Source organism: Nocardia sp. Tas62D01, from assembly GCF_055232035.1.
In genome coordinates this window covers 8886939-8907321 of record NZ_JBUYUZ010000001.1, presented here as the reverse complement: position 1 = coordinate 8907321, position 20383 = coordinate 8886939, and the positions used below count along the sequence as shown (strand labels likewise).

Genomic DNA, 20383 nt, shown 5'->3' with positions numbered 1-20383 from the left:
TTCCCCATCCAGACGTCGCTGCACTTCAAGGATCCCTCGTCCGCGACCGCTTGACCAGCACGAATCCGCATCGGGTCGAGACGGGATCTCCTGAGCTACAGCCGCCGCGCGCCGCTGCGGCCGAGATCTCGCGCCAACAGCGCGATCGCTGCCTGCGAGATACCGGCCGAGGTGGCCAGGTGGATGGTGGTGAGTTGCGAGATGCGACGCAGCCGGTAGTCGACGGTATTCGGGTGGATATAGAGCTGCCGCGCGATGAGCTGCCGGTTAATATCGTTATCGAGGTAGGCGCGCATGGTGTCGAACAATTCGGGGTCATACGAGTCACTCCAGTGCCACGTCGGGCGTAATAGAACTGAGCCCGAATCGTGTGCATCACTATACGAAAGTGTAATCAGTGTGGGTGGCTATCGGTGAGATCCGTTGTGAGACGCCCGATTGTGCTTCGATCACATCGCATTACCCGGTCATTGGAGGACGCTCCAGATCGTGTCCGTGGCGCACGAGCGGCGGGTCACCGCGGATTACCTTGCGGGCCAACCGATTGGCGTCTACTCGTCGTCGAGCCCGGCGGATAGGTAAGCGGCTGCGGCGAGCCACTGCCTGCACTGCGGGCCGTGGACGTCGTGCACATGCAAGATTTCGCGAGCCTGCCGGTAGGTGAGGCCGCGCGGTTCGGCGCCGCAGTCTGCCCCCGGGAAGTCCGGTGCTGGGTGCGGAAGCAGTGTGTAGATCCCTGTGGCGCCGACGATCGCGACCCGGTGGGGAGTTCGAAATGGCTGGCTCATCGTCCGCCCCTCGCGTGTGGCGTTAGGAGGCTGTTTGTGTCGACGCCGGCGCGAACTCCCTGCGTACCTCCCGGATTCTGGGACTGAGTCTAGGCCGCCGTAGCTTACAGATGCAAGTACATTTGCACGAACAATCGATAGAAAAAGCACCGGCGGTTGTCGGCCGGGGAGTGCGTCGCTACCGGTTTCGGAACTACTCAGGGTTTGCGAGCGACCCCGCAGTACGCGGAGATGGGCCTGATTTCGCCCACCTGGGTATCGCCCTGCCGCCACTTCGTCATGGAGACGAAGCCGGGGTCAACTAGCTCCAAGCCGTCGAAGACGGCGCGGATTTGGGCTTGGGGGCGCGGCACATAGGGGGTGCCGCCGGTGCCGGTGTAGTTCTCGCACAGTGTGACGTATGCCTGGCTGTCGTCGGTGCCGTCCCACATCACCAGGTAACTGCCCGAGGGCACCGCGTCCAGCACCGTGTGCACGATGCGCAGCAAGTCGTCATAGGTCTTGGCATGGCCGAGCACGCCCATGAACATCACGGCGACCGGCTCGTTGAGGTTCAGCACGTTCTTGGCGTCGGCGATGATCTGCTCCGAGTTGTGGAAGTCGGAGTTGATGTAGGTGGTCACCCCCTCGTCCGAGGTGCTGGTCAGTAGCGCCCGGGCGTGGGTGAGCACCAGCGGATCGCTGTCGACGTAGACGACCTTCGGGCGCGACACTCTGGGCGACCTCGTGGGTGTTCTGCATGGTGGGCAGGCCGGTGCCGATATCGAGGAACTGGCGGATGCCGACCTCGCCCGCCAGGTAGCTCACCGCGCGGATCAGGAACTTGCCTGGACTGCACCGCCATGGTGGTGATGTCGGGGTCCACCTCGATACCGGCGTCGCCGGCGACTCGATCGATTTCGTAATAGTCCTTGCCACCCATCCAGTAGTTCCAGATTCGCGCCGAATGTGGAATGTCGGTCCGGATCAGCGGACTGTGGTCATCGGGCATGGGTTGTGCTCCTCAGAAGGCATGTGCGGCACGCCGAGGCGAGCTGGCGCGGCGGGTGTCGCGAATGGCTGGTACATCCGATGTGCACTGTGACAGTACAAGATTCGCGCCTGCGAGACAGTCGGGATCGGGGAGCTGAGCACGGTAATTCGGTGGCCGAATGCGGTGGACGTCGCGAGCGAACCGAGGGGTCTGAATTTGTAGGCGCGCTGGGACGAACTCCGTGCTATCGTCCAAATGTCGGTGCAGATGCAAGAACGTTTGAGAGTGCATCTGCAAGAACCTTACTCGAGTGATCCACTGGCGCAACCGAGGAGCGGGGAAATGTCGGATTTATCCATGAACAAGATCGACGGAAGTTGGCGCAAGAGCTCGTTCAGTAATCCGAGCGGGAACTGCGTCGAAGTAGCCGAGGCGACCAATGGTCTTGTGGCCGTGCGGAATTCGCGGGATCTCGAAGGCGGCGTGCTGTTCTACACCCGTCCGGAGATCGATGCGTTCGTCCGCGGCGCGAAGGCCGGGGAGTTCGACGATCTGACTAGCTGAGCGGTAACATCGGCGGTCGGTGCGGTGTGTTTCGAACAGGGGTGTTTGTGACACACTGTCGTCAAACCCGAGTATCGGAGATGACTTCATGATCGCAGAACCCGATGACGACGGTCGCGTGCAATCGGTTGTCGCGGAACGTGGTCCGACTGTGCTGCGGATCGCGCTCGGCGGCCAACTACGCAGGCTCCGGGAGAAGGCGAATATCACCCGGGAGGCTGCGGGCGACGCCATTCGCGGTTCGCACGCCAAGATCAGTCGGCTAGAACTGGGCCGTACCGGCTTCAAAGAACGCGATATCCGGGACCTACTCAGTCTCTACGGCGTCGACGACCTCGTTGAGCGGGAGCGGTTCCTAGACCTCGCCAGGCAGGCGAACGAGCCAGGCTGGTGGCATCGTTATAACGATCTGCTGCCGTCCTGGTTCGGCACGTACCTCGGCTTGGAGCAAGCGGCGAACAAGATCCGCACCTACGAGGCGAATCTGATTCCCGGACTGTTGCAGACGCCCGAATACGCAAGGGCGGTAGTGTCGCTCGGCTACGAGGACGCCGATATGGATCGGCGCGTCACGGTGCGGCAGCGCAGGCAGGAGATCCTGCATCGGTCCGATCCGCCGATTGTGTGGGCCGTGATCGACGAGGCCGCGCTGCATCGTCCGGTGGGCGGTGCACGCGTACAGCGTGAGCAGATGGAGCACCTCATCAAGCTCAGTGAACTGCCCAACGTCACCATCCAGGTACTGCCGTATTCGGCAGGGGAGCACGCGGCCGCGGGTAGCTCGTTCAGTATCCTGCGTTTCGCCGAGCCCGAACTGCCCGACATCGTCTACCTCGAGCAGCTCACCAGCGCGCTGTATCTGGACCGGCGGCAGGACCTGGCGACGTACCTGTCGGTCATGGACCGGCTCAGTGTGCAGTCCGAGCGTCCGGAACAGTCCGTCGAGATACTCGCGGGATACGCTGCGGCGCTGTAGATTCGCCCGCGAGCAGCACTTATCGAAAGAGCCCCGATAGCAGGCTGTCCGGGGCTCTTTCATTTGACTAAATAATTATGTGCGTCAACGTATTTCAAACGTACATGGATTAGCTATCGGGTGTGTATATACCCGGAAGGGCAGTTTGCCGCAGGCCCGCAACCGCGGATCTGGCGGCCCGCTGGTCCGCTGAAGACGCGGCGGGGGAGCGCTAGCTCACTGCTCGATGAAAGTCGAGGCGATGCGCCAGAAAGTGGCGGCCTGGAGGGCCTCGAGGTCCCAGTCGTCGGCCATCGCGTGGCGATGAAGTGATCAGTGAAGCGGTGGGCCTCCGCGGCCTCGTCGTCGACATGCATCTGGTACAGGAAGGACCGGTGCGGGTCCACGCGTTCGGCTTACAGCTTGGACATCAAAGCTCCTGGGATGTCTTTCTGGTCGCTGTGTGAACAGAGCGAGGACTAGCGTTCGGGGCCGCCGGGGTTGCAGCTGGCCTGGACGGTGGCCTGGTAGCCGACGGCCGGACGCCAGGGTTCCAGATTCCAGCTCGGTTTATTGGGAGCCACCATCCGTGCCCATTCCCAATGACAGATGAACTGATCGCGCATGCCGGGGGAGTCGGCGTCCGCGGACTGCGCGAGCACCTCCTGCCAGGCGCGTTCGTCGGAGCCGGGGAAGGTGGTGTGCCGCCCGGCCTGGGTCGGGAAGACGAGCAGCTGCGCCCCGTCGATGCCCTCGGTCCACTCGACGTGGTCGATGAGGGCCTGATCCGCGTAGGGATCCACGGTGGGCACCGCGGCGAGCGGAGTGGAGATCGGCATGGCGGCGGTGGTGGTCGCGGTGGTGGTCGGCGCTACGGCTGTCGTGGCGGCCGTCGACGACTGATCGGAACCGCAGCCGCCCGCTGGCAGCAGCGCCACGCACAGCAGGATCGCCGCGCCGGACCGCACCCGTGAAATCGGGTTCCACTGCACCACTGTCGCTCCTCCCGCTTGGTTGTCGCCATCCGAGCGTAGCCACTCGCAAGCCGACTGCGCGGTTCGGCGCGGTCGCGTCACCGATTGTGGTGTCGTGCCGGGCGGAGTGGGACCTGACAATAGTCGGTCGATGATGCGGACTCAGATGATGACGGGGGCTATGGCGGTTTCACTGGGGTTCGCGTCGGCCGGGCTCGCGACGGCGAGGACGAGCAACTCGCCGGTGTGGTCACCGAGGTGGTGCGCTGCAATTTTCGCGCAGTGCCGTCCATGCCGCCGTCTCCCTCCGGACCCTCCGGACCGACGCGGCAATGGCGCCGGTGTATGTGACGGTAAGTCCCACACTGGTGGAGAACATGTTCCTGCTGATGGGCTGGACATGTCACAGGCAGATCCGGGGCGGTCGGGGATTGTCACCAGGACCACCGGACGGCGGGACAGACCTGACACCCGAAACTTGTGAATTGTCAAAATGTTTCATTCACTATCTGCCCTTTCGAGCGGCTATTGTCCACGATGATCACAACGTTGGACCCATTCTGGAGGCACCGTCGATGAGGCATGCCCAACGCTCGATGAGCAAGAAGAGGCAGGGGCGGGCGCGGCTGCGCACACTGGGCGCGATGGCGGTCGGCTCGCTGATGGTGATGGCAGCCGCCGGGGTCGGCCACAGCGCACCGATCTACCCGGCGGCGGATCCGGATCCATTCTACGCGGCGCCGGCGGACCTGGCCGATATGAGGCCCGGCGACGTGATCGGCGTGCGCGCGATGCCGCCGCTGCCGATCTTTCCCGACACAACCGTGACGGTTGTGCGGTTCCGCTCCACCAACTCCCAGGGCAAGCCGATCGCGGCGATCACCACCGTGCTCACGCCACGCGGTCACCAGAAGGACGGCCCGCTGCTGTCCTACCAGCACATCATCAACGGCCTCGGCGCGGAATGCTCGGTATCGCGGGTGCTATACACCGACGATCCGAATCTGATGGTGCGGGAGGCGCCCGCCTGGAATGTGCTGCTGAAACAGGGTTGGTCGGTGGCGCTGCCCGATCATCTCGGACCCCAATTTGCCTATGGCGCAGCGAAATTGGGCGGTCAGATCACCCTCGACGGAGTGCGCGCGGTCAAGAAGGTGTCCGAGCTCCAGGTCGAGAAGAGCCCGGTCGGAATGGTCGGTTACTCCGGCGGCGGCATGGCCACCGCGTGGGCGGCCGCGCTGGCGCCCAGGTACGCACCGGAACTAGACATCGTCGGCGCGGCAATGGGCGGTGTGCCGATGAACCTGGTGAAGATGCTCGAATCCCTCGGCCTCGGTTCGCATCCGGTGTTCGGGCTGGCGCTGGCAGCCGGTCTCGGACTGGAACGCGAGTACCCCGACCGGTTCCCGCTCAGCGACCAGCTCAACGACCGCGGGCTGGCGGCGCGTGCGGCCATGGCCAACAGCTGCACCAATGACATCCTCGCCGCGGGTGCGGGACACGGCGTGATGGACTTCGCGAAGACGACGTCGATGATCAACGATGGCGACGCCCGCGCGGTAGTCGAGGAGAACAGCCTCGAGCTCTACGACGGCGTGCCGAAAATGCCGGTCTTCGAATGGCATTCGCCGATCGACGGACTCATCCCGGTCGACGCGATCAACAACACCGACCACCGGTGGTGTGCGGCCGGGACTCGGGTGGAGTCGGAGTTGACGCCGACGCCCGATCACCTCACCGCCGCGCTGCTCGGCCTCCCCGCGGCGCTGGGCTGGCTGAACGCCCGCTTCCGCGGCGAGCCGCCACCGACCAACTGCTGAGAAGGGAACTCGGGCGATAACCGGGCCGAATACGATTCGCTGTAATCGGGACTCGTCTCGGTTGTTTCGATATGGCGACATGACACACACAACTCGGGCACGACCGGGCCCGGCGGGTTAACCTGACTTCCTGGTCTCGGTACGACAGGGGCATTTCGGGGGTCGAAGGCCGCATCATCTCTCCGGGCGCCAGGCAACCCGACGTCGTACCCAGAGGCGTGTGTCATGAGATGCTTGCGTGCCATCTTCTTCACGTTGCTACTGGCATGTCCGCTGCTGGTGGGGCAGGCGGCCGCCGAGCCGCCACCGGATCCGCCCCCGCCGCCGGGATTGCCCGCGCTTCCCGATCTTTCGGGACTGCCCGGGTTGTTGGCACCGGATGCCAGCGGCTCGATCCTGCCCGGCTTACAGGAATGGATCGATCGTGTGGTGCCACCGCCACCGATCGTGTCCATGCCGCATCAGCCCGCGCCGATGGTGTCGGCCTCGGGTCTGTCGCCCGCGCTGGCCGCGCTGCGGCAGGCCGTGCTGCCCGCGCCGGTCGGCGATCCGATCTTCGATCTCTGGCCCGCGAACCTGGACACGTTCGCCGAGGGTCAGGTGATCGAGGTCCGCGACATCACGGCGTCCGCCGCACCGCTGGTGCTGGTCCCGATCCGGCAGGCGCTGCTGCTGAAGTTCCGCACCACCGACGCGCATGGGCTGCCGTCATATGCGACCGCGACACTGGTTGTTCCGGCGGCCGCGTGGCTCGGTTCCGGTAGCAGGCCGGTGGTGGTGAACAACCTGCCGATCGATGCGCTCGGACGCGACTGCACGCCCGGCTACAGCCTCGCGCACGGCCTGTCGTCGAACACCAGCCTCACCGACTTCATCCCGCCGACAACACAATTGGCGACGTTACGTGGGTACGCCGTGCTGATTCCCGACCACGAGGGACCTTTGATGGCCTACGCGGAACCGTACGTCGCCGGGCACGCCGTGCTGGATGCGATCCGCGCGGTGCGTGGACTGCGGCCGGATGAATTCGGGGACAGTCGGTTCGGGATGGCCGGGTACTCGGGTGGTGCGATCGCCACGCACGGTGCGGTCAAGCTGATCGACAGTTACGCACCGGAGTTGGCGGATGTGATTGTCGGTGCGGCATTGGGCGGCGTGCCCGCCGACTTCGAGATACTGGCGCGCAGCATGAACGGCAATCTCGCCTCCGCGGTGTTCATGGCCGCGACCTTCGCCATCGGCCGGGAACGTCCCGAAATCCTGGGCCGCATGAACAATCTGGCACAGTGGGTGGCGACCTCGCCCTTGAAGGACCTGTGCGGCAGTGGCTTCGGCATCGTCGGGGTGCTGATGTTGCCCATCGATGTCGCGGCGAACTTCGCCGACCCGCTGCACTCCGGGCTTGCCGAGGAGATCTATCAGGTGACGCGGATGGCAGGCATGGAATCGGCGACGCCGCTCTACATCTACAACGGCGAGCAGGAGTTCTGGATCCCCGCCGAGGGCGCCCGCAATCTGTACCGCGAGCAGTGCGGACTCGGTGTCCCCTCGGTCTACCGCAGTGTGCTCGGCGAGCACATTATCGCCGCGGGCCTGGGCTATCCGGAGGCGATGGACTGGCTGGATCAGCGGTTGCAGGGCGTGCCCGCGCCCGATGAATGCTGAGAATTATGCATTTGCCGCGGCGATACCGTTGCGATTGCGGCGGCGCCGACGATCTATGACATGTGACGGTGTTGCACGTTGTCTGTTGTTGCGGTGCCCAGACTTTCCGTCGAGCGCCGCTGGCGCTGCCCGCCGTCTCGGTACGGTGGGCCGGTCCGGGCGAGGTGACAGACCGGATTGACGAAAGAGGCAGATGAACAACAGCATGAGCGTCCTGTCGGGACAAGTGTCAGGACAGGCATCCGAACAGGCGAAGGCGATGGTTGGGCGCCACTATCGGATGGTCGACCACTATGAGGTGGGCCGGGAAAAGATTCGCGAATTCGCCCGTGCCGTACAGGATTACCACCCGGCGCACTGGCAGGAGTCGGCGGCGTGGGAGCTGGGTTACGACGCGCTGATCGCGCCGCTGACCTTCTCCTCGATTGTCTGGCTGCTGATGCAGCGCGGGATGTTCGAGTCGGTGCTTACCGGCTACGACATCAGCCAGGTGTTGCAGACCGAGCAGACCATTCAGGTGCATCGACCCCTGGTCGCCGGTGATCAGGTGCGCTGCGACGCCTTCGTCGATTCGTTCCGGCAGTTCGGCGACAAAGACTTCATGGTCACCAAGAACGTGCTCACCAACCAGCACAGGCAACTGCTGCAGACCGCGTACACGACCGTGGTCGCGCGGACCGGCGCCGAGGTGACCACCGATATCGCCACCGCGGTGGACGGTGTCATCATGAGCGGCCAGGGACTGGCCGATCGGCTCGGCGAGGCGCGGCGACGCGAATCCGGCGCGGCGGATCCGGGAGTCGTCGAATGCTTCGACGAGCCGGCGCCCGCCAGTGCGATCGACGAGACGCGCGTGCGGGTACCGCACACCGCGCCCGGTTTCGACGAGCTGGCCGTCGGCGCGGAACTGCCCACCCGGGTGCTGTCGCTGTCGCGCGGCGATCTGGTGAATTACGCCGGAGTGTCGGGTGATTCGAATCCGATCCACTTCAGTGACCGTGTCGCGGCCGCTGCGGGCCTGCCCGATGTGGTGTCGCACGGACTGCTGACCATGGGCCTCGGTGCGGGCTACCTCACCGAGTGGTTGGGCGATCCAGCCGCGGTTACCGAGTACGGCGTCCGCTTCGCCGGCTTCGCGCCGGTGGCGCCCGAGCGCAATAGCGAGATCGAGTTCCGCGGCCGGATCAAGTCCGTCGATGCGCGCCGCAGGGCGGCGACGGTCGCGATCACCGCGACCTGTGACGGTCGCAAGCTATTCGGCCGGGCGACCGCGGAGGTGCTGTTGCGCTGAAACCCGAGATTTGGCGAACCCGAGATTCGCGCAGAGCTATCACGAATGAATCAAGGGGGGACCGGGCAGTCGCGGCTGGACGAATTTGTGCACATCGGTACGAATGTTCGTGCTGCTAAGGTACTTTGGCTGTAGAAAGTCGTGGTGGTCGCGTGGCAGACTCGATTCATGCGCACTTCGGAGGTCCGACCAGGGGACGACGCCCCGTTTGCCGGAGGTGTGGTCGCCGGCGGCGGACCCACGGTACTGCGCATGACTCTCGGTGGCCGGATGCGGCGGCTGCGCGAGGACCGCAGCATCACCCGTGAGGACGCAGGCGAAGCCATTCGCGGATCGCATTCGAAGATCAGCCGACTGGAGCTGGGACGGGTCGGCTTCCGGCAACGCGATCTGGTCGACCTGCTCACCTTCTACGGTGTCACCGATGCCGAGGAGGTCGAGGAGTTCGTCGAGCTGGCCAGGCAGGCGAGCGCGTCGGGCTGGTGGCATCGCGACAACGATTGGCTGCCGAAATGGTTCGACACCTACCTGGGCCTGGAGCAAGCGGCGCGGCTGATTCGCTGTTACGAGCCGAGGGCGGTGCCCGAGCTATTGCAGACCGCGGATTATGCCCGCGCGCTGCTGTCGCTCGCGCATCCGGACGAACCCGCCGATGCGATCGATCGGCGGGTGGCGTTGCGGATGCGTCGCCAGCACATCCTGTCGCGGCCCGAGCCGCTACACCTGTGGGTAATCGTGGAGGAGACGGCGTTGCGCCGCCCGATCGGTGGCTCGACGGTGTGGCGCGACCAGCTCGACCACCTGGTTCGGGTGGCGGCGCAACCGCACGTCACCATCCAGGTGCTTGCCGACCATGTAGGCGGGCCCGCACTCGCGGACGGAGCCTTCACGGTCTTGCGCTTCGCGGAGAACGATCTGCCCGACATCGTCTACATCCAGCAGCTGACCAGCGCCCTGTACCTGGACAAGCTGGCCGACCTCGATGTCTACCTGCGGGTGGCGAACATGTTGTCGGTGCACGCCGCCCCGCCGGAATATACGGTCAGTCTGCTGGAGGCGCTGCGGAATCGGTTGCCCCGCACGGTCGATCGACCGTCGGGATGGCACCCGTCGTGACCGATATCAGGGCGGCGGCGGCATAACCACCGGGCAGGCCGAATCCCATTCGGCCAGGTGGCGCAACTGTCTGAACGCCGAGTCGGGGCGGTAGGTGCGCCCGACCCCGGATGCCATGATCTGTTTCGCGACGCCTCCCACCGCGATGCGCGCGGTGGGGCGCGCACTTGCCGAGCATGATCGACACCTGCGGGACGAACCCCGACAGCCGTTCCTGGCGTCAGCTCATCACGGCATACCAGGCCAGTGAGGTCACCGCGTCCTGGATGCGGGCGCCGCCGGAATCGTTGATCGCCACCACCGGACAGGCCTTTTCGAACGCGAACTTCAGCGAGGCCGCGACCTTGCGTCCGAACATCTCGCCGACCGAGCCGCCGAAGACGGTCTGGTCGTGTGCGACCACCACCACCGGCCTGCCATCGCGTCGGCCTTCCCCGGCTGGCGCACCAGGCGCCGATCTCGACGAAGGTGCCGGGGTCGAGCAGCGCGCGCACCCGGTCCCGGGCACTGGGTATGCCCTTGCTCGCCCGTTTCGCGATGCCGGACTCGCTCGCCGGTTCCGCCGCAACCTCGAGGATGCGGTACAGGTGCTCCAGCGTTTCAGTGCTCGTCATGCTGGATGCCGCTTTTCGACTTCGTCGTCCTCTGGCCAACGGTATCCCTCCGGGGAGCGCCTGGCGACGGATTTCGTGGCGTCTGGGCAGCTCACAGTCGCGGTGGGGGCGAGTTGGACGATGTCACGACAATTTAATTACGCAGCCGCCCAACTATTGTCCCAATGAGACAATAAGCCTGTTACGATGATGGTATGGGTGGCGGCGAAGTCGACCTGGACGGCCGCAGGCTGCGTACTCGCCGTAGTCGGGCGGCGCTGTCGGCTGCCGCATACGACTTGTTCACCGAGCGCGGACTGGGTTCGGTGGCGGTCGAGGACATCGCCGAGCGCGCCGGGGTCACCCGGCGGACCTTCAGCCGCCACTTCGCCTCCATCGAGGAGGCCGTCCTCGCCGATCTCGACCAGGATGTGCACCTGTTGAACGAGGCGCTGTGCCGCCGCCCCGCGGGCGAGCCGCCGCTGGCCGCGTACCGACATGCCGTGCAGGACTGGCTGGCAGCGGAATACGGTGGCCCGCGCGCGGAACTGCTGGTGCGCCGCTGGGTGCTGTTCCAACGATTCGACGACGAGCCCGCGTTGTTCGCGGGCTATCAGCGCATCCGGCTGGCGGGACAACAGGAGTCGGTGCGCATTATCGCGGCCAGGCTGGGTATTGACTCTGCAGTGGATCTGCGTCCGGCCGCGGCCGTTGCGGCGGGTTCCGGGATGTTCATCGCGGCGTTGCAGGCCTGGTCCGTTGGCACGGATCCCCACAGCCTGCCCGAGCTCGTCGAGGGCTTCTTCGGCACCCTCGCCTGGCTGACTACCGATGTCCATCACGAGGAGTCACCGTCATGACCACAGGGTCGGTGAATGCGAATGCTGTCCGCCGGACGTGCCGACGCGTCGGGTTGGATCGTAATCCGATGCGCAGGCGCGAGGATCGCCTCCAATCGGTGGTCGGCGCGGTATTGGTGCTGCTGTTCCTGATCATCGTTCCGGTGGCGGCGATGACCATAGGCAGTCGGGTGTACCAGACGGAAACCCGCGCCACACAGGCGGAGGCGGCGCAGCTGCACCAAGTCGACGCGACGGTCCTCGAGGTCGGCGAGACGCTGATCTATGCGCCGGTGACGCCGGCGAAGGTGTCGTGGCTCGATCCGGACGGCACCACCCACACCAGCGACTACCAGGCCACCGGAATCGTCGAACCCGGTGGCACCGTGTCCATCTGGCTCAATGGCGCCGGAAACGTGGTCGACCCCCCCTCGGCCACCCGGGCCATCAGCAAGGCCGTCGTGATCACCACCAGCGCGGTATTCGCGGCCCTGGTCTTCTTCGGCAGCAGCTATGTGCTGCTACGCCACAGCCTCGATCGTCGACGCTCCCGGCAGTGGGAAACCGAGTGGGCGACATTCGGACTCACCTGGGGCAACCACGGCACCCGGCCCGATCAGAGTTGATCACAATTGATTTTGATCACAGTGCGGTGTGCCGCCGAGTAAGGGGTAGGGAACAGACTCGGCAGGCACACCGCGTACCCGGCCACAACGCGGCGTGCGAGGGCCGGGCACGCCGCCAACGTTAGGCACTCGTGCGATCCACGGCTCAGCGGGCGAATAGACCTCGGACATCCCACGAATGCCGCCGGGTTATGTTGTGAGACAGCACAATCGGCGGCATTCGCGACGGGTTAAACCGGGAACAGACTGTGCTTGCGGTTCTCGGGTTCGATCGAGGCTTCCTTGTCGCGGAGCAGTCGCAGTGCCTGGCGGATTTCCAGCCGAGTGCGAGACGGCTCGATGACAGCGTCGATGTAGCCGCGCTCGGCAGCGATCCACGGCGTGGCGACGGTCTCGTTGTACTGGTTGATCATGAAGTCCCGCACGGCGGCTCGCTGATCAACGGGCACCTCGGCCAGCTGGCGCTTGCCGACGATGGTGACCATGCTCTCGGCGCCCATCACCGCGATGCGCGCGGTGGGCCAGGCCAGACTGATATCAGCGCCGAGCTGCTTGCAGCCCATCACCGCGTAGCCGCCGCCGTAGGCCTTGCGCACCACGACCGTCACGATCGGCACGGTCGACTCGAGCACGGCGCGGAAGAAGCGCCCGCCGCGCTTGATGACGCCGCTGCGCTCCTCCTCGACACCCGGGAGCACGCCCGGGGTGTCCACGACGAACACCAGTGGTATCCGGAAGGCATTGCACAGGCGGATGAAATGGGTCGCCTTGTCGGAGCACTTCGCATCGATGGCGCCGCCGAGCGCCATCGGCTGGTTGGCGACGACGCCGACGCTGCGCCCGTCGACGCGAGTGAAGCCGGTGATGAGGTTCTGCGCGGTGGTCGCACCGATCTCGAGGAAGTCGCCGTCGTCGAAGAGGCGCAACAGGATGTCGTGCATGTCGTAGCCGGCGCGGTCCGAGTCGGGGATGATCGAGTCCAGCTCGAGGTCGGAGGCGGTGATCTCCGGCTCCAGGCCCGGGTTCACGATCGGTCCCTGTTCCATGACGCTCGACGGGAGGTAGCTGAGGTAATTCCTGGCCCAGTCGAAGGCGGCCTGCTCGGTGGCGGCGACATGGTGGACGGTGCCGTTGGCCGCCTGCACGCGCGCACCGCCGAGTTCATCCATGGTCACGGCCTCGCCGGTCACCTCTTTGATGACCTCGGGTCCGGTGACGAACATGTAGGAGTTCTCGGTCGCGATGAGGATGTCGGTGTTCACCGGCGCGTACACCGATCCGGCCGCGCACTTGCCGAGCATGATCGAGACCTGCGGGACGAAGCCGGACAACGGTCCCTGACGTCGGCTCATCAAGGCATACCAGGCCAGCGAGGCCACCGCGTCCTGGATGCGCGCGCCGCCGGAATCGTTGACCGCCACGACCGGGCAGGCATTGTTCAGCGCGAAGTCCAGCGCGTTGGCGACCTTGCGGCCGAACATCTCGCCCACCGAGCCACCGAACACGGTCTGGTCGTGCGCGATCACCACCACCGGCCTGCCGTCGATGAGGCCGTGGCCAGTCACCACGCCGTCGCCATACATGGCGCCGGGCGTCGCGGGCTGTCGCACCAGCGCGCCCAACTCGATGAAGGTGCCGGCATCGAGCAGCATCCGCACCCGCTCCCGGGCGCTCGGTATCTCTTTGGCCTTGCGTTTCGCGATCCCGGCTTCGCCGGCCGGTTCCTGGGCAAGCTCCAGGATGCCATGTAACTGTTCCAGCTTTTCTCGCGTGCCGCTCATGTGTGGTGATGCCCTTCGAACTCGCCGTCGCCGTTGGTCCGCCCGGGGTTCACCGAATGGGGGCGCGGCGCTCGATGGTATCGGGGATATGATCCAAAGCACGGATCTTCTGCTGTCCTGACGGCGCAGCTTACAGGTTCGAGGGGTTCGCTCTGGTCGACGGCCCCATCCGGGCCCACGGCGGGCCGCCTCCGCAGGTGTTGTGGTTTGTCCCTGGCGGCCGTCGACCTGCTGATGAACAGTCCAGAAGACAGCTTCGCAAGGGTCTGCGGCGTGGCCGCGATCGTAGGGTGACCGTGACGCAGCGCCGGTTATGCGCGGTCGGCGCTGCGTCTCGAAACTGCCGCGTCCGCAGAACGGCGGCTTGAAATAATCGTCGGGTATTTTCGAAGCCTGGACCACGTGACCCCTATTGTCTCGAAAACCCGACGGCCGCTTGTGAGTTCGCCCAACCTCTGGAGTATCGGCTGATGAGATCCCTGATTCTGCCTTCGCAACACCTTTTCGGCGCCGACGGTCGCCAGCCTTCCTGAGTCACGGTGGGCATACACGCCGGCTCGGGTGCCACCCGCTTGGAATCAAAACTGGTCGAACATTTGATAATTCACTCACCGGGCGCGCCCGGCGATATCGCGACCACCACGAGAAATCTGGTGGCCGCGGCAGCGGGTGGGACGCCACCGGCCGACATCAGCAGATCCGCCGCCCGCTGGGATCAGTCACCGCACACCGGCAACCGCGTGCGGCGAACCGATCGCCGAGCGTATGCTGCAACGCATCGCCGCCGACGAGAACTTGCACATGATCTTCTACCGCAACCTGAGTGCCGCAGCGTTGGAGCTGACGCCGAACGAGATGCTGGGTGCTATCACGAATATCGTGACCCAGTTCCAGATGCCCGGCCTCACCCAGCCCAGCTTCCGTCGCAGCGCGGTGGTGTTGGCCAAGAACGGAATCTACGACCTGCGTCAGCATCTCGATGTGTGGTTCGTCCGGTGCTGAGGCGTGGGATGTGTTCGAACGCACCGACCTGGTCCGGCGACGTGGATCGCACGCGCAAGGAACTCGGCGCATACCTCGACGAATGGGAAGTCAAGGCACGGCGTTTCGAGGAGCAGCGCGACCGGGCAGCCGCCCGACGGGCAGAGCGAGTCGCCGCAGCGGGATGAGCCTACGAGTTCCGATCACGGCCGCGGCAATGGCAGTCATCGCTGCGGTCACAGCCGCGCCCGCGCTCGGCGACGTGCTGGACCCGCCACCGCCACCGGTGGATCCGGCGATAACCCGAACCGGGCTCATCAGTGGGGAGGACCTCGGCGCGCACCGGGAACGCCTGAACATCGCCTCGGCCGCGATGGGGCGGATCATCACCGTCGACGTGCTGCGCGGCACCGGCTCCGCACCGCGACCGACCCTATACCTGCTCGACGGCGTCGACGGCGACCCCACCTCCGGCTGGCTCACCAAGGGCCGCGCGGCGGAGTTCTTCGCCGACAAGCCCGTCGACGTCGTATTGACCAGCGGCGGCACCGGCAGCATGTACAGCGACTGGGAACGCCACGACGCGGCCCTCGGGCTGAACCGGTGGGAAAGCTTCCTCACCGAGGAGCTCCCGCCCGTTGTCGAATCCCTGCTGAAATCCGATGGCCGCCGTGCGATCGCGGGAGTATCGATGGGCGCACAGGCGGCCATGATGCTCGCCCAGCGCCACCCTAGCCTGTTTCACGCCGTCGCGGGCATGAGCGGATGCTATTCCACCGCAGACCCATTGGGCCACGCCGTCACCACCATCACCGTCGCCTCCCGCGGTGGCAACGTCGAAAACCTCTGGGGCCCACCAACATCTCCCGAATGGGCCGCCCACGACAGCGTTCTCGGCGCTGAAATCCTGCGCGGCACTGCGATCTACCTCTCCGCCGCCTCCGGACTCCCCACCGCGCCCGACCTCCAGGCCATCGCCAACGCACCGTCTGTCGTCGATGCCCTCCGACTCGCGGGCGGCGGAGCCGTACTGGAGGCAGGCGCCCGCTCCTGCACCGACCGCTTCGCAGCCCGCCTCGGCGAACTCCACATTCCCGTCACCGTCGACTACCAACCCGCAGGCATGCATGCCTGGCCCAATTTCGAAGTCGAGTTGCCACGCGCCTGGCGCGTCCTCGGCCCAGCGCTTGGCCTACCTGAACCGGAGTGACACGGGTCAGCCGGCCGCTCGGGTGCTGCTCCTGAAACCTGAGCACGCTACCGGGCGGGAGGCCCGCTGGCCTCAGAAGAGGCGCGCAGACGGCCCGGGTGCAGGCGCCATGGAATGAGTGGGGGCGTTGATATCGGATATGACTGCGGCACTCGAATCGGTTCGGTTCTCGATCTTGGATCGCTCGCGAGTGCGGCGCGGACAAAACCATCCGGAGGCGTTGCGTTAGAAAGTCGGTTTGCGCGGCTGGCCGAGGGGGGTATTACCGGTTTTGGGTGTCCGAGCACCACAGCGTGCCGGGTGTTGCCGGGTCGGCGCCGACGGTGCTCGCGGCGTCGGCAGCAGCGGCGACCTCGCGGATTCAGATCGGGACCGGTGGGGTGATGTTGCCGAACCACCAGCGACCGGATCGGGTGAGATCCCGCGCCTGGCCGCAAGCCACCGTAGCGCCGAAGCGATCGGCGCCGCCCATGACAGCGCGAACGCCGCGCGGAACACCTTGGGCGGATCGTTGTGCACCGGTGAGCACACCAACTGCAGCACCTGGGATTCGTCGGCTGCGCGTAGGCGGCGCACGCAACATAGCTGTGGTGCACGTCGCCGGACAGCACGCAGTTCGTGCTGGGTGCCTCCGGTGCGGTGCCCAGCCGGTGGATCAGCTGCGCTAACTGTTCGAATGACGCGCGGAACGCGGGCCAGTGCTCCAAATCCGCGACCTGCCTGAGCTTCTCGCCGAGCCGACCGCGCCACCCCGGCAGACCCGTCGCGCGCTCATTGAGTGACCGGAGGTGGCTCACCGCGTGCGGCATCAGCCACGGCGAGACGATCCGATCAGCAGATGGTCGAAGTCGCCCACGGCGTTTTGCTCGATCCAGTCGTCGAGCGGAATCGACGCGTCCGGTTCCAGTCCGTCGACGACGACCAGCGCGAAGTGCTGCTCGCCCACCTGGAACGTGCGGGTGCGCCGTCCCAGAACATCCACCTCGCACGCACCGTCCGTTTCCACCCAGACGGTCGCCGAGGTCGCGTCGACGTGCCGCAACGCCGGGCCCAGAACCAACTCCGCCATAGGAACAGACGCTACTTCGTTGGGCGGCAACAAGGTTGGGAACTCCGACGTCCCATAATGCCGATGAGGGTGCGTCTGGACAGGTCCCGCTAGTCAGTGTTGGGGCTGTGGGTGGGCCGAACAGCGAATTCTTCCAAGGCTAAGCTCGGGCCCCTATGGCCATCAGCGCAACACTCCACAACTTCGCCGTCCAACTGGCCGACATCGACCGCGATGTCTATCAGGATCTGGAACTGCGCTTGGCGCGTCACCCTTCCGAAACCGCCGAGTTCATGCTGACGCGGCTGCTGGCCTACTGCCTCGAGTACCAGGAAGGCATCGCTTTCAGCGAAGGCATTTCCGCCACCGACGAGCCTGCGGTGCTGGTGCGCGATCTCACCGGCCGCATCACCGCGTGGATCGAAGTTGGCGCCCCCGACGCGGAGCGCCTGCACCGGGGCAGCAAGCTGGCTGGCCGCGCCGCCATCTACACCCATCGCGACCCAGCCAAAGTGCTGGTACAACTCGCTGGCAAGCGGATCCATCGCGCCGAGGCGATCGGGTTTTACAGCTTCGATCGCGACTTCATCGATTCCGCCGTCGCCGCCATCGAACGGCGTAACACCGTCACTCTGTCGATCACCGAGCGCCTGTTGTACCTGGACCTCAACGGCATGAGCTTCAGCACCGCAGTCGAAGAGCACCGGCTCGGATAAGCCGTGCGGTTTTCGCCGAAGTCGGTGCCCGCGGCATCTCACGACGAGACACTCACGGACGATCACGATGACCAGAAGAAGTCAACATCCTGCAGTGCCGATTTCAGGGTGTTCGTTCGGGCCTTTCCGCGCCGGGAGGGATCGCCGCAGGGCTTGCGCCTCGGTCTGGGCGTCGGAGCCACGCATGCTCCCGCCGGGGCGGATAAGGCCTTGGTGGTTGTGAAGCGGCGGATCTCGGTGTTCGGGACCTCGGGCTCGGGCAAGAGCGCATTGGCGAGAAGGATCTCCCAACGGCTCAGGGTTCATGTGGGGCTCGACGCGATCCATCACCAAGCGGGCTGGATGGCGATGCCGGAGCAACAATTCCGGACTGCAGTCGCCGAACAGATCGCGAGGGACGCGTGGGTGGTCGGCGGCAACTACCGAGGCAAGGTCGGAGACCTGGTGTGGTGCCCGCGCCGATGTCGTGGCAAGTTCGACTTGCCCCGACAGCTGGTAATGCGCCAGATCATCGAACGGACACTTGGCCGTGCGCTGACCGGACGCGAGCAGTGGAACGGCAACCGAGAACGCTGGCGAGACATGTTCTCCCTTGACCCGCAGCGGTCGGTGATCATGTGGGCGTGGGCGACCCATGTTCAGAATCGGACGCGTTACCTCGCCGCACAGGCTGACCCGACCTACCAGGGCATGGAGTTTGTCCGGCTGCGCTCGCATCGCGAAGCCGCCGCCTTTCTTGCGAGGCTCGATGGCGTGCCGGGTGCATCCTCACGATAGTCGCGGGAACTTGCCTCTTTCCGCTCATCGGTTGTCCGACAGGCTTTCTCGCCCCTAGCATCGGCACCGGTGGCCGACATCCGCACCTGCCGCATACCGCGCGGTCTGTGTCCGCCACCCTGCGGAGAACAATGGGCTCGTCGGGTGGCTGGACGTGGTCGGCATCCTGACCGACGCCCGCATCGTGTGCTGATACAACGGAAGACGGCTGTGGGTTGGTACGCACGCCCACCCCACAGTCAACTCATGATCGCGCATCGACGTCTGGGGCGTCCGTTGATAATGGTCGGCCAGGGCCCGTCGGCTGCGGGTGGAGACGTGAGGCGACGAAGTTCGTTGCCGATCAACGTCATTCCGACGAAGGACGTTGACGCCGCGGCATGGCTGCGAGGGCCGCGTCGGCGCAGCAGTCGCCCGATTAGAGCAGTCAATAGAGCTATCGCGTTCGTCCGAACAAGACTTCCGGCGACGCGCAAAGCTCGACTCCGACAGGCTCGGCAAGCCCGTGCTTCCGGATGCGTTCGCGCCGAACGCCTCCGAAGGACACATCGCCTACCTCTCCTGCGTGTCAGGTGAGTTGAGTCCACCGGCTCCGTGCCGGTCTGCGACGGCCCTAACAATGGCTGCACCGTGTGGGTGCCAGTTACAGCGGCAGTCGAACGGAGAGGTTGTCCATGATCCGGCCGAAGTCCGTCGGCGATGCCGAATCGCGCGTCGCGAATCCCGGGCAACGACCTTGGGTGGCCGTGATCGCATCACTGCCGTGCGGCTCGGCTCTCGGCAGGCGTCGACCCCTCGCGGTAGGCCGACTGTGCGGCGTAGACCTCGGCCGCGTGTTCCCCGATCCAGCTCATCAACCCATCCAAGAGTTGCGTGATGCCGTCGCCGAGGTCTGTCGGCCCGTAGCTGACCGTCGGCGGTGTCGAGGGATGAACAGTACGCCTGATCAAGCCGTCTTCGACCAGGGTCCGCAACGTCTGGGCCAGCATTTTCTCGCTGATGCCCTCGATCTTGGCGTGCAGTTCGGAGAATCGCAGCGGGCCATCGTGTATCGCCATCAGTATCAGCACGGCCCAGCGGCTAGTGACGTGATCGAGCACCATGCGCGCTGGACAGTCGACGTGAAATACATCACTCATGTCCCGCGTCAACCTTCCACTTGCTGGACACCACCCCCTGACTCCGGAGCTTACCATAAGGTATGTCCTTACCAAAGGATAGCCCGCTCCGTAGGGTCGATCGGGAAAGTCGGATACGGAGGTAGCGAGACCGCGTCGCTGGTGTTCCCTGGTCGGGCCCGACGAGTGAGCTACCGGGCGGTCCTGGCGGCTCGACATCGCCAAGTACTTGGCGATCCTGCCCGCGTTGTACATCGCGCTGTTCCGCGGCCTCGACAAGCTCAACATCATGCGGCTGGCAAGCCCGCAGTCTGCGATCCTCTCGATGGCCTGTTCAGCACCTGGAGTACCGCGTTCCCTGGATTCTCAGTACCTTGTGGACGGGATCGTTCAGCATATAGTCGTCCGCCGAAATCGTCGGACCGGTTGGCTGCTGGCGCGACGAGATCAACGCCGCCGCAATCGAAGCGCAATCGAAGTCAGCGCCGAGGCGACCGCGAACTATCTGGCAACGCGGTGATAAACACTGACCGGACTTGAGCGCCGCG

At 65.3% G+C, this 20383-nt stretch carries 21 protein-coding genes and 2 pseudogenes; 15 read left to right on the top strand and 8 right to left on the bottom strand.

What is annotated here, in order from left to right; all coding sequences use genetic code 11:
* Positions 1-95: 95 nt before the first annotated feature.
* The 3 genes and pseudogenes from ACV7NQ_RS43335 to ACV7NQ_RS43325 all read right to left on the bottom strand — a co-directional run bounded on the left by ACV7NQ_RS43335 (position 96) and on the right by ACV7NQ_RS43325 (position 1595).
* On the bottom strand, positions 96-308 hold the full coding sequence (locus ACV7NQ_RS43335) for a helix-turn-helix domain-containing protein (protein WP_463364787.1): 213 nt from the start codon (positions 306-308) through the stop codon (positions 96-98).
* Between the two features lie 243 nt (positions 309-551).
* A complete protein-coding gene (locus tag ACV7NQ_RS43330; protein WP_463364786.1) occupies positions 552-788 on the bottom strand; it encodes a hypothetical protein in 237 nt (78 codons plus the stop codon).
* A gap of 197 nt (positions 789-985) precedes the next feature.
* Positions 986-1595, bottom strand: a pseudogene (locus ACV7NQ_RS43325) (SAM-dependent methyltransferase).
* Positions 1596-2103: 508 nt separating this feature from the next.
* On the opposite strand from ACV7NQ_RS43325, the gene ACV7NQ_RS43320 reads away from it, so the two are divergent.
* On the top strand, positions 2104-2325 hold the full coding sequence (locus ACV7NQ_RS43320; protein WP_463364785.1) for a DUF397 domain-containing protein: 222 nt from the start codon (positions 2104-2106) through the stop codon (positions 2323-2325).
* 88 nt (positions 2326-2413) lie between these two features.
* Positions 2414-3301: a helix-turn-helix domain-containing protein gene (locus ACV7NQ_RS43315; protein ID WP_463364784.1), complete on the top strand. Its 888-nt coding sequence runs from the start codon at positions 2414-2416 to the stop codon at positions 3299-3301.
* Between the two features lie 458 nt (positions 3302-3759).
* On the opposite strand, the gene ACV7NQ_RS43310 is transcribed toward ACV7NQ_RS43315, so the two are convergent.
* On the bottom strand, positions 3760-4275 hold the full coding sequence (locus ACV7NQ_RS43310; RefSeq protein WP_463364783.1) for a DUF2599 domain-containing protein: 516 nt from the start codon (positions 4273-4275) through the stop codon (positions 3760-3762).
* 575 nt (positions 4276-4850) lie between these two features.
* On the opposite strand from ACV7NQ_RS43310, the gene ACV7NQ_RS43305 reads away from it, so the two are divergent.
* The 4 genes from ACV7NQ_RS43305 (at position 4851) to ACV7NQ_RS43290 (ending at position 10146) form a co-directional block, all read left to right on the top strand.
* On the top strand, positions 4851-6074 hold the full coding sequence (locus ACV7NQ_RS43305) for a lipase family protein (RefSeq protein WP_463364782.1): 1224 nt from the start codon (positions 4851-4853) through the stop codon (positions 6072-6074).
* Between the two features lie 225 nt (positions 6075-6299).
* Positions 6300-7739, top strand: a complete 1440-nt coding sequence (locus ACV7NQ_RS43300) for a lipase family protein (protein WP_463364781.1) — start codon at positions 6300-6302, stop codon at positions 7737-7739.
* A 205-nt stretch (positions 7740-7944) separates the two neighbouring features.
* Complete coding sequence (locus tag ACV7NQ_RS43295) at positions 7945-9030, top strand: fused (3R)-hydroxyacyl-ACP dehydratase subunits HadA/HadB (protein ID WP_463364780.1); 1086 nt, start codon at positions 7945-7947, stop codon at positions 9028-9030.
* A 168-nt stretch (positions 9031-9198) separates the two neighbouring features.
* On the top strand, positions 9199-10146 hold the full coding sequence (locus ACV7NQ_RS43290; protein ID WP_463364779.1) for a helix-turn-helix domain-containing protein: 948 nt from the start codon (positions 9199-9201) through the stop codon (positions 10144-10146).
* A gap of 160 nt (positions 10147-10306) precedes the next feature.
* On the opposite strand, the pseudogene ACV7NQ_RS43285 reads toward ACV7NQ_RS43290, so the two are convergent.
* Positions 10307-10760, bottom strand: a pseudogene (locus ACV7NQ_RS43285) (carboxyl transferase domain-containing protein); the annotation flags it as partial.
* 194 nt (positions 10761-10954) lie between these two features.
* Here ACV7NQ_RS43285 and ACV7NQ_RS43280 point away from each other — a divergent pair.
* Positions 10955-11599: a TetR/AcrR family transcriptional regulator gene (locus tag ACV7NQ_RS43280; RefSeq protein ID WP_463364778.1), complete on the top strand. Its 645-nt coding sequence runs from the start codon at positions 10955-10957 to the stop codon at positions 11597-11599.
* Positions 11596-12204, top strand: a complete 609-nt coding sequence (locus ACV7NQ_RS43275; RefSeq protein ID WP_463364777.1) for an Rv1733c family protein — start codon at positions 11596-11598, stop codon at positions 12202-12204. Before ACV7NQ_RS43280 ends, ACV7NQ_RS43275 begins: the two co-directional genes overlap by 4 nt.
* 230 nt (positions 12205-12434) lie before the next feature.
* Here ACV7NQ_RS43275 and ACV7NQ_RS43270 read toward each other — a convergent pair whose 3' ends face one another.
* Entirely contained in the window at positions 12435-13985 is a 1551-nt protein-coding gene (locus tag ACV7NQ_RS43270) for an acyl-CoA carboxylase subunit beta (protein ID WP_463364776.1), read from the bottom strand.
* 765 nt (positions 13986-14750) lie between these two features.
* On the opposite strand from ACV7NQ_RS43270, the gene ACV7NQ_RS43265 reads away from it, so the two are divergent.
* From ACV7NQ_RS43265 to ACV7NQ_RS43250, 4 genes are all read left to right on the top strand, one after another.
* Positions 14751-14987: an acyl-ACP desaturase gene (locus ACV7NQ_RS43265; protein ID WP_463364775.1), complete on the top strand. Its 237-nt coding sequence runs from the start codon at positions 14751-14753 to the stop codon at positions 14985-14987.
* An 8-nt stretch (positions 14988-14995) separates the two neighbouring features.
* Entirely contained in the window at positions 14996-15154 is a 159-nt protein-coding gene (locus tag ACV7NQ_RS43260; protein ID WP_463364774.1) for a hypothetical protein, read from the top strand.
* Between the two features lie 29 nt (positions 15155-15183).
* Positions 15184-16176 carry an alpha/beta hydrolase gene (locus ACV7NQ_RS43255; protein ID WP_463364773.1) on the top strand — a complete coding sequence of 331 codons (993 nt, stop codon included), beginning with the start codon at positions 15184-15186 and terminating at the stop codon, positions 16174-16176.
* 275 nt (positions 16177-16451) lie between these two features.
* Positions 16452-16844 (top strand): LLM class flavin-dependent oxidoreductase, encoded by a 393-nt coding sequence (locus ACV7NQ_RS43250; protein WP_463364772.1) that lies wholly within the window; start codon positions 16452-16454, stop codon positions 16842-16844.
* A 140-nt stretch (positions 16845-16984) separates the two neighbouring features.
* Here the strand turns inward: ACV7NQ_RS43250 and ACV7NQ_RS43245 are convergent, their stop codons facing one another.
* Positions 16985-17245 (bottom strand): DUF7800 domain-containing protein, encoded by a 261-nt coding sequence (locus ACV7NQ_RS43245; RefSeq protein WP_463364771.1) that lies wholly within the window; start codon positions 17243-17245, stop codon positions 16985-16987.
* 155 nt (positions 17246-17400) lie between these two features.
* Here ACV7NQ_RS43245 and ACV7NQ_RS43240 point away from each other — a divergent pair, with 155 nt between their 5' ends.
* Positions 17401-17940, top strand: coding sequence for a YaeQ family protein (locus ACV7NQ_RS43240; protein WP_463364770.1), 540 nt, complete (start codon positions 17401-17403; stop codon positions 17938-17940).
* A gap of 213 nt (positions 17941-18153) precedes the next feature.
* A complete protein-coding gene (locus tag ACV7NQ_RS43235) occupies positions 18154-18717 on the top strand; it encodes a P-loop NTPase family protein (RefSeq protein WP_463364769.1) in 564 nt (187 codons plus the stop codon).
* Positions 18718-19472: 755 nt separating this feature from the next.
* Here ACV7NQ_RS43235 and ACV7NQ_RS43230 read toward each other — a convergent pair.
* Positions 19473-19856 (bottom strand): winged helix-turn-helix transcriptional regulator, encoded by a 384-nt coding sequence (locus tag ACV7NQ_RS43230; RefSeq protein ID WP_463364768.1) that lies wholly within the window; start codon positions 19854-19856, stop codon positions 19473-19475.
* A 208-nt stretch (positions 19857-20064) separates the two neighbouring features.
* Here ACV7NQ_RS43230 and ACV7NQ_RS43225 point away from each other — a divergent pair, with 208 nt between their 5' ends.
* Complete coding sequence (locus tag ACV7NQ_RS43225; protein WP_463364767.1) at positions 20065-20355, top strand: hypothetical protein; 291 nt, start codon at positions 20065-20067, stop codon at positions 20353-20355.
* The last annotated feature ends 28 nt before the right edge of the window (positions 20356-20383 follow it).

What these genes read in the sequence shown, in the direction of transcription:
- ACV7NQ_RS43320 (WP_463364785.1), top strand. Translation starts at nt 2,104, where the DNA reads ATGTCGGATTTATCCATGAACAAGATCGACGGAAGTTGGCGCAAGAGC.
- ACV7NQ_RS43240 (WP_463364770.1), top strand. Translation starts at nt 17,401, where the DNA reads ATGGCCATCAGCGCAACACTCCACAACTTCGCCGTCCAACTGGCCGAC.
- ACV7NQ_RS43275 (WP_463364777.1), top strand. Translation starts at nt 11,596, where the DNA reads ATGACCACAGGGTCGGTGAATGCGAATGCTGTCCGCCGGACGTGCCGA.
- ACV7NQ_RS43295 (WP_463364780.1), top strand. Translation starts at nt 7,945, where the DNA reads ATGAGCGTCCTGTCGGGACAAGTGTCAGGACAGGCATCCGAACAGGCG.
- ACV7NQ_RS43290 (WP_463364779.1), top strand. Translation starts at nt 9,199, where the DNA reads ATGCGCACTTCGGAGGTCCGACCAGGGGACGACGCCCCGTTTGCCGGA.
- ACV7NQ_RS43280 (WP_463364778.1), top strand. Translation starts at nt 10,955, where the DNA reads ATGGGTGGCGGCGAAGTCGACCTGGACGGCCGCAGGCTGCGTACTCGC.
- ACV7NQ_RS43230 (WP_463364768.1), bottom strand. Translation starts at nt 19,856, where the DNA reads ATGAGTGATGTATTTCACGTCGACTGTCCAGCGCGCATGGTGCTCGAT.
- ACV7NQ_RS43270 (WP_463364776.1), bottom strand. Translation starts at nt 13,985, where the DNA reads ATGAGCGGCACGCGAGAAAAGCTGGAACAGTTACATGGCATCCTGGAG.
- ACV7NQ_RS43300 (WP_463364781.1), top strand. Translation starts at nt 6,300, where the DNA reads ATGAGATGCTTGCGTGCCATCTTCTTCACGTTGCTACTGGCATGTCCG.
- ACV7NQ_RS43260 (WP_463364774.1), top strand. Translation starts at nt 14,996, where the DNA reads ATGTGTTCGAACGCACCGACCTGGTCCGGCGACGTGGATCGCACGCGC.
- ACV7NQ_RS43255 (WP_463364773.1), top strand. Translation starts at nt 15,184, where the DNA reads ATGGCAGTCATCGCTGCGGTCACAGCCGCGCCCGCGCTCGGCGACGTG.
- ACV7NQ_RS43330 (WP_463364786.1), bottom strand. Translation starts at nt 788, where the DNA reads ATGAGCCAGCCATTTCGAACTCCCCACCGGGTCGCGATCGTCGGCGCC.
- ACV7NQ_RS43315 (WP_463364784.1), top strand. Translation starts at nt 2,414, where the DNA reads ATGATCGCAGAACCCGATGACGACGGTCGCGTGCAATCGGTTGTCGCG.
- ACV7NQ_RS43305 (WP_463364782.1), top strand. Translation starts at nt 4,851, where the DNA reads ATGAGCAAGAAGAGGCAGGGGCGGGCGCGGCTGCGCACACTGGGCGCG.
- ACV7NQ_RS43245 (WP_463364771.1), bottom strand. Translation starts at nt 17,245, where the DNA reads ATGGCGGAGTTGGTTCTGGGCCCGGCGTTGCGGCACGTCGACGCGACC.
- ACV7NQ_RS43265 (WP_463364775.1), top strand. Translation starts at nt 14,751, where the DNA reads ATGCTGCAACGCATCGCCGCCGACGAGAACTTGCACATGATCTTCTAC.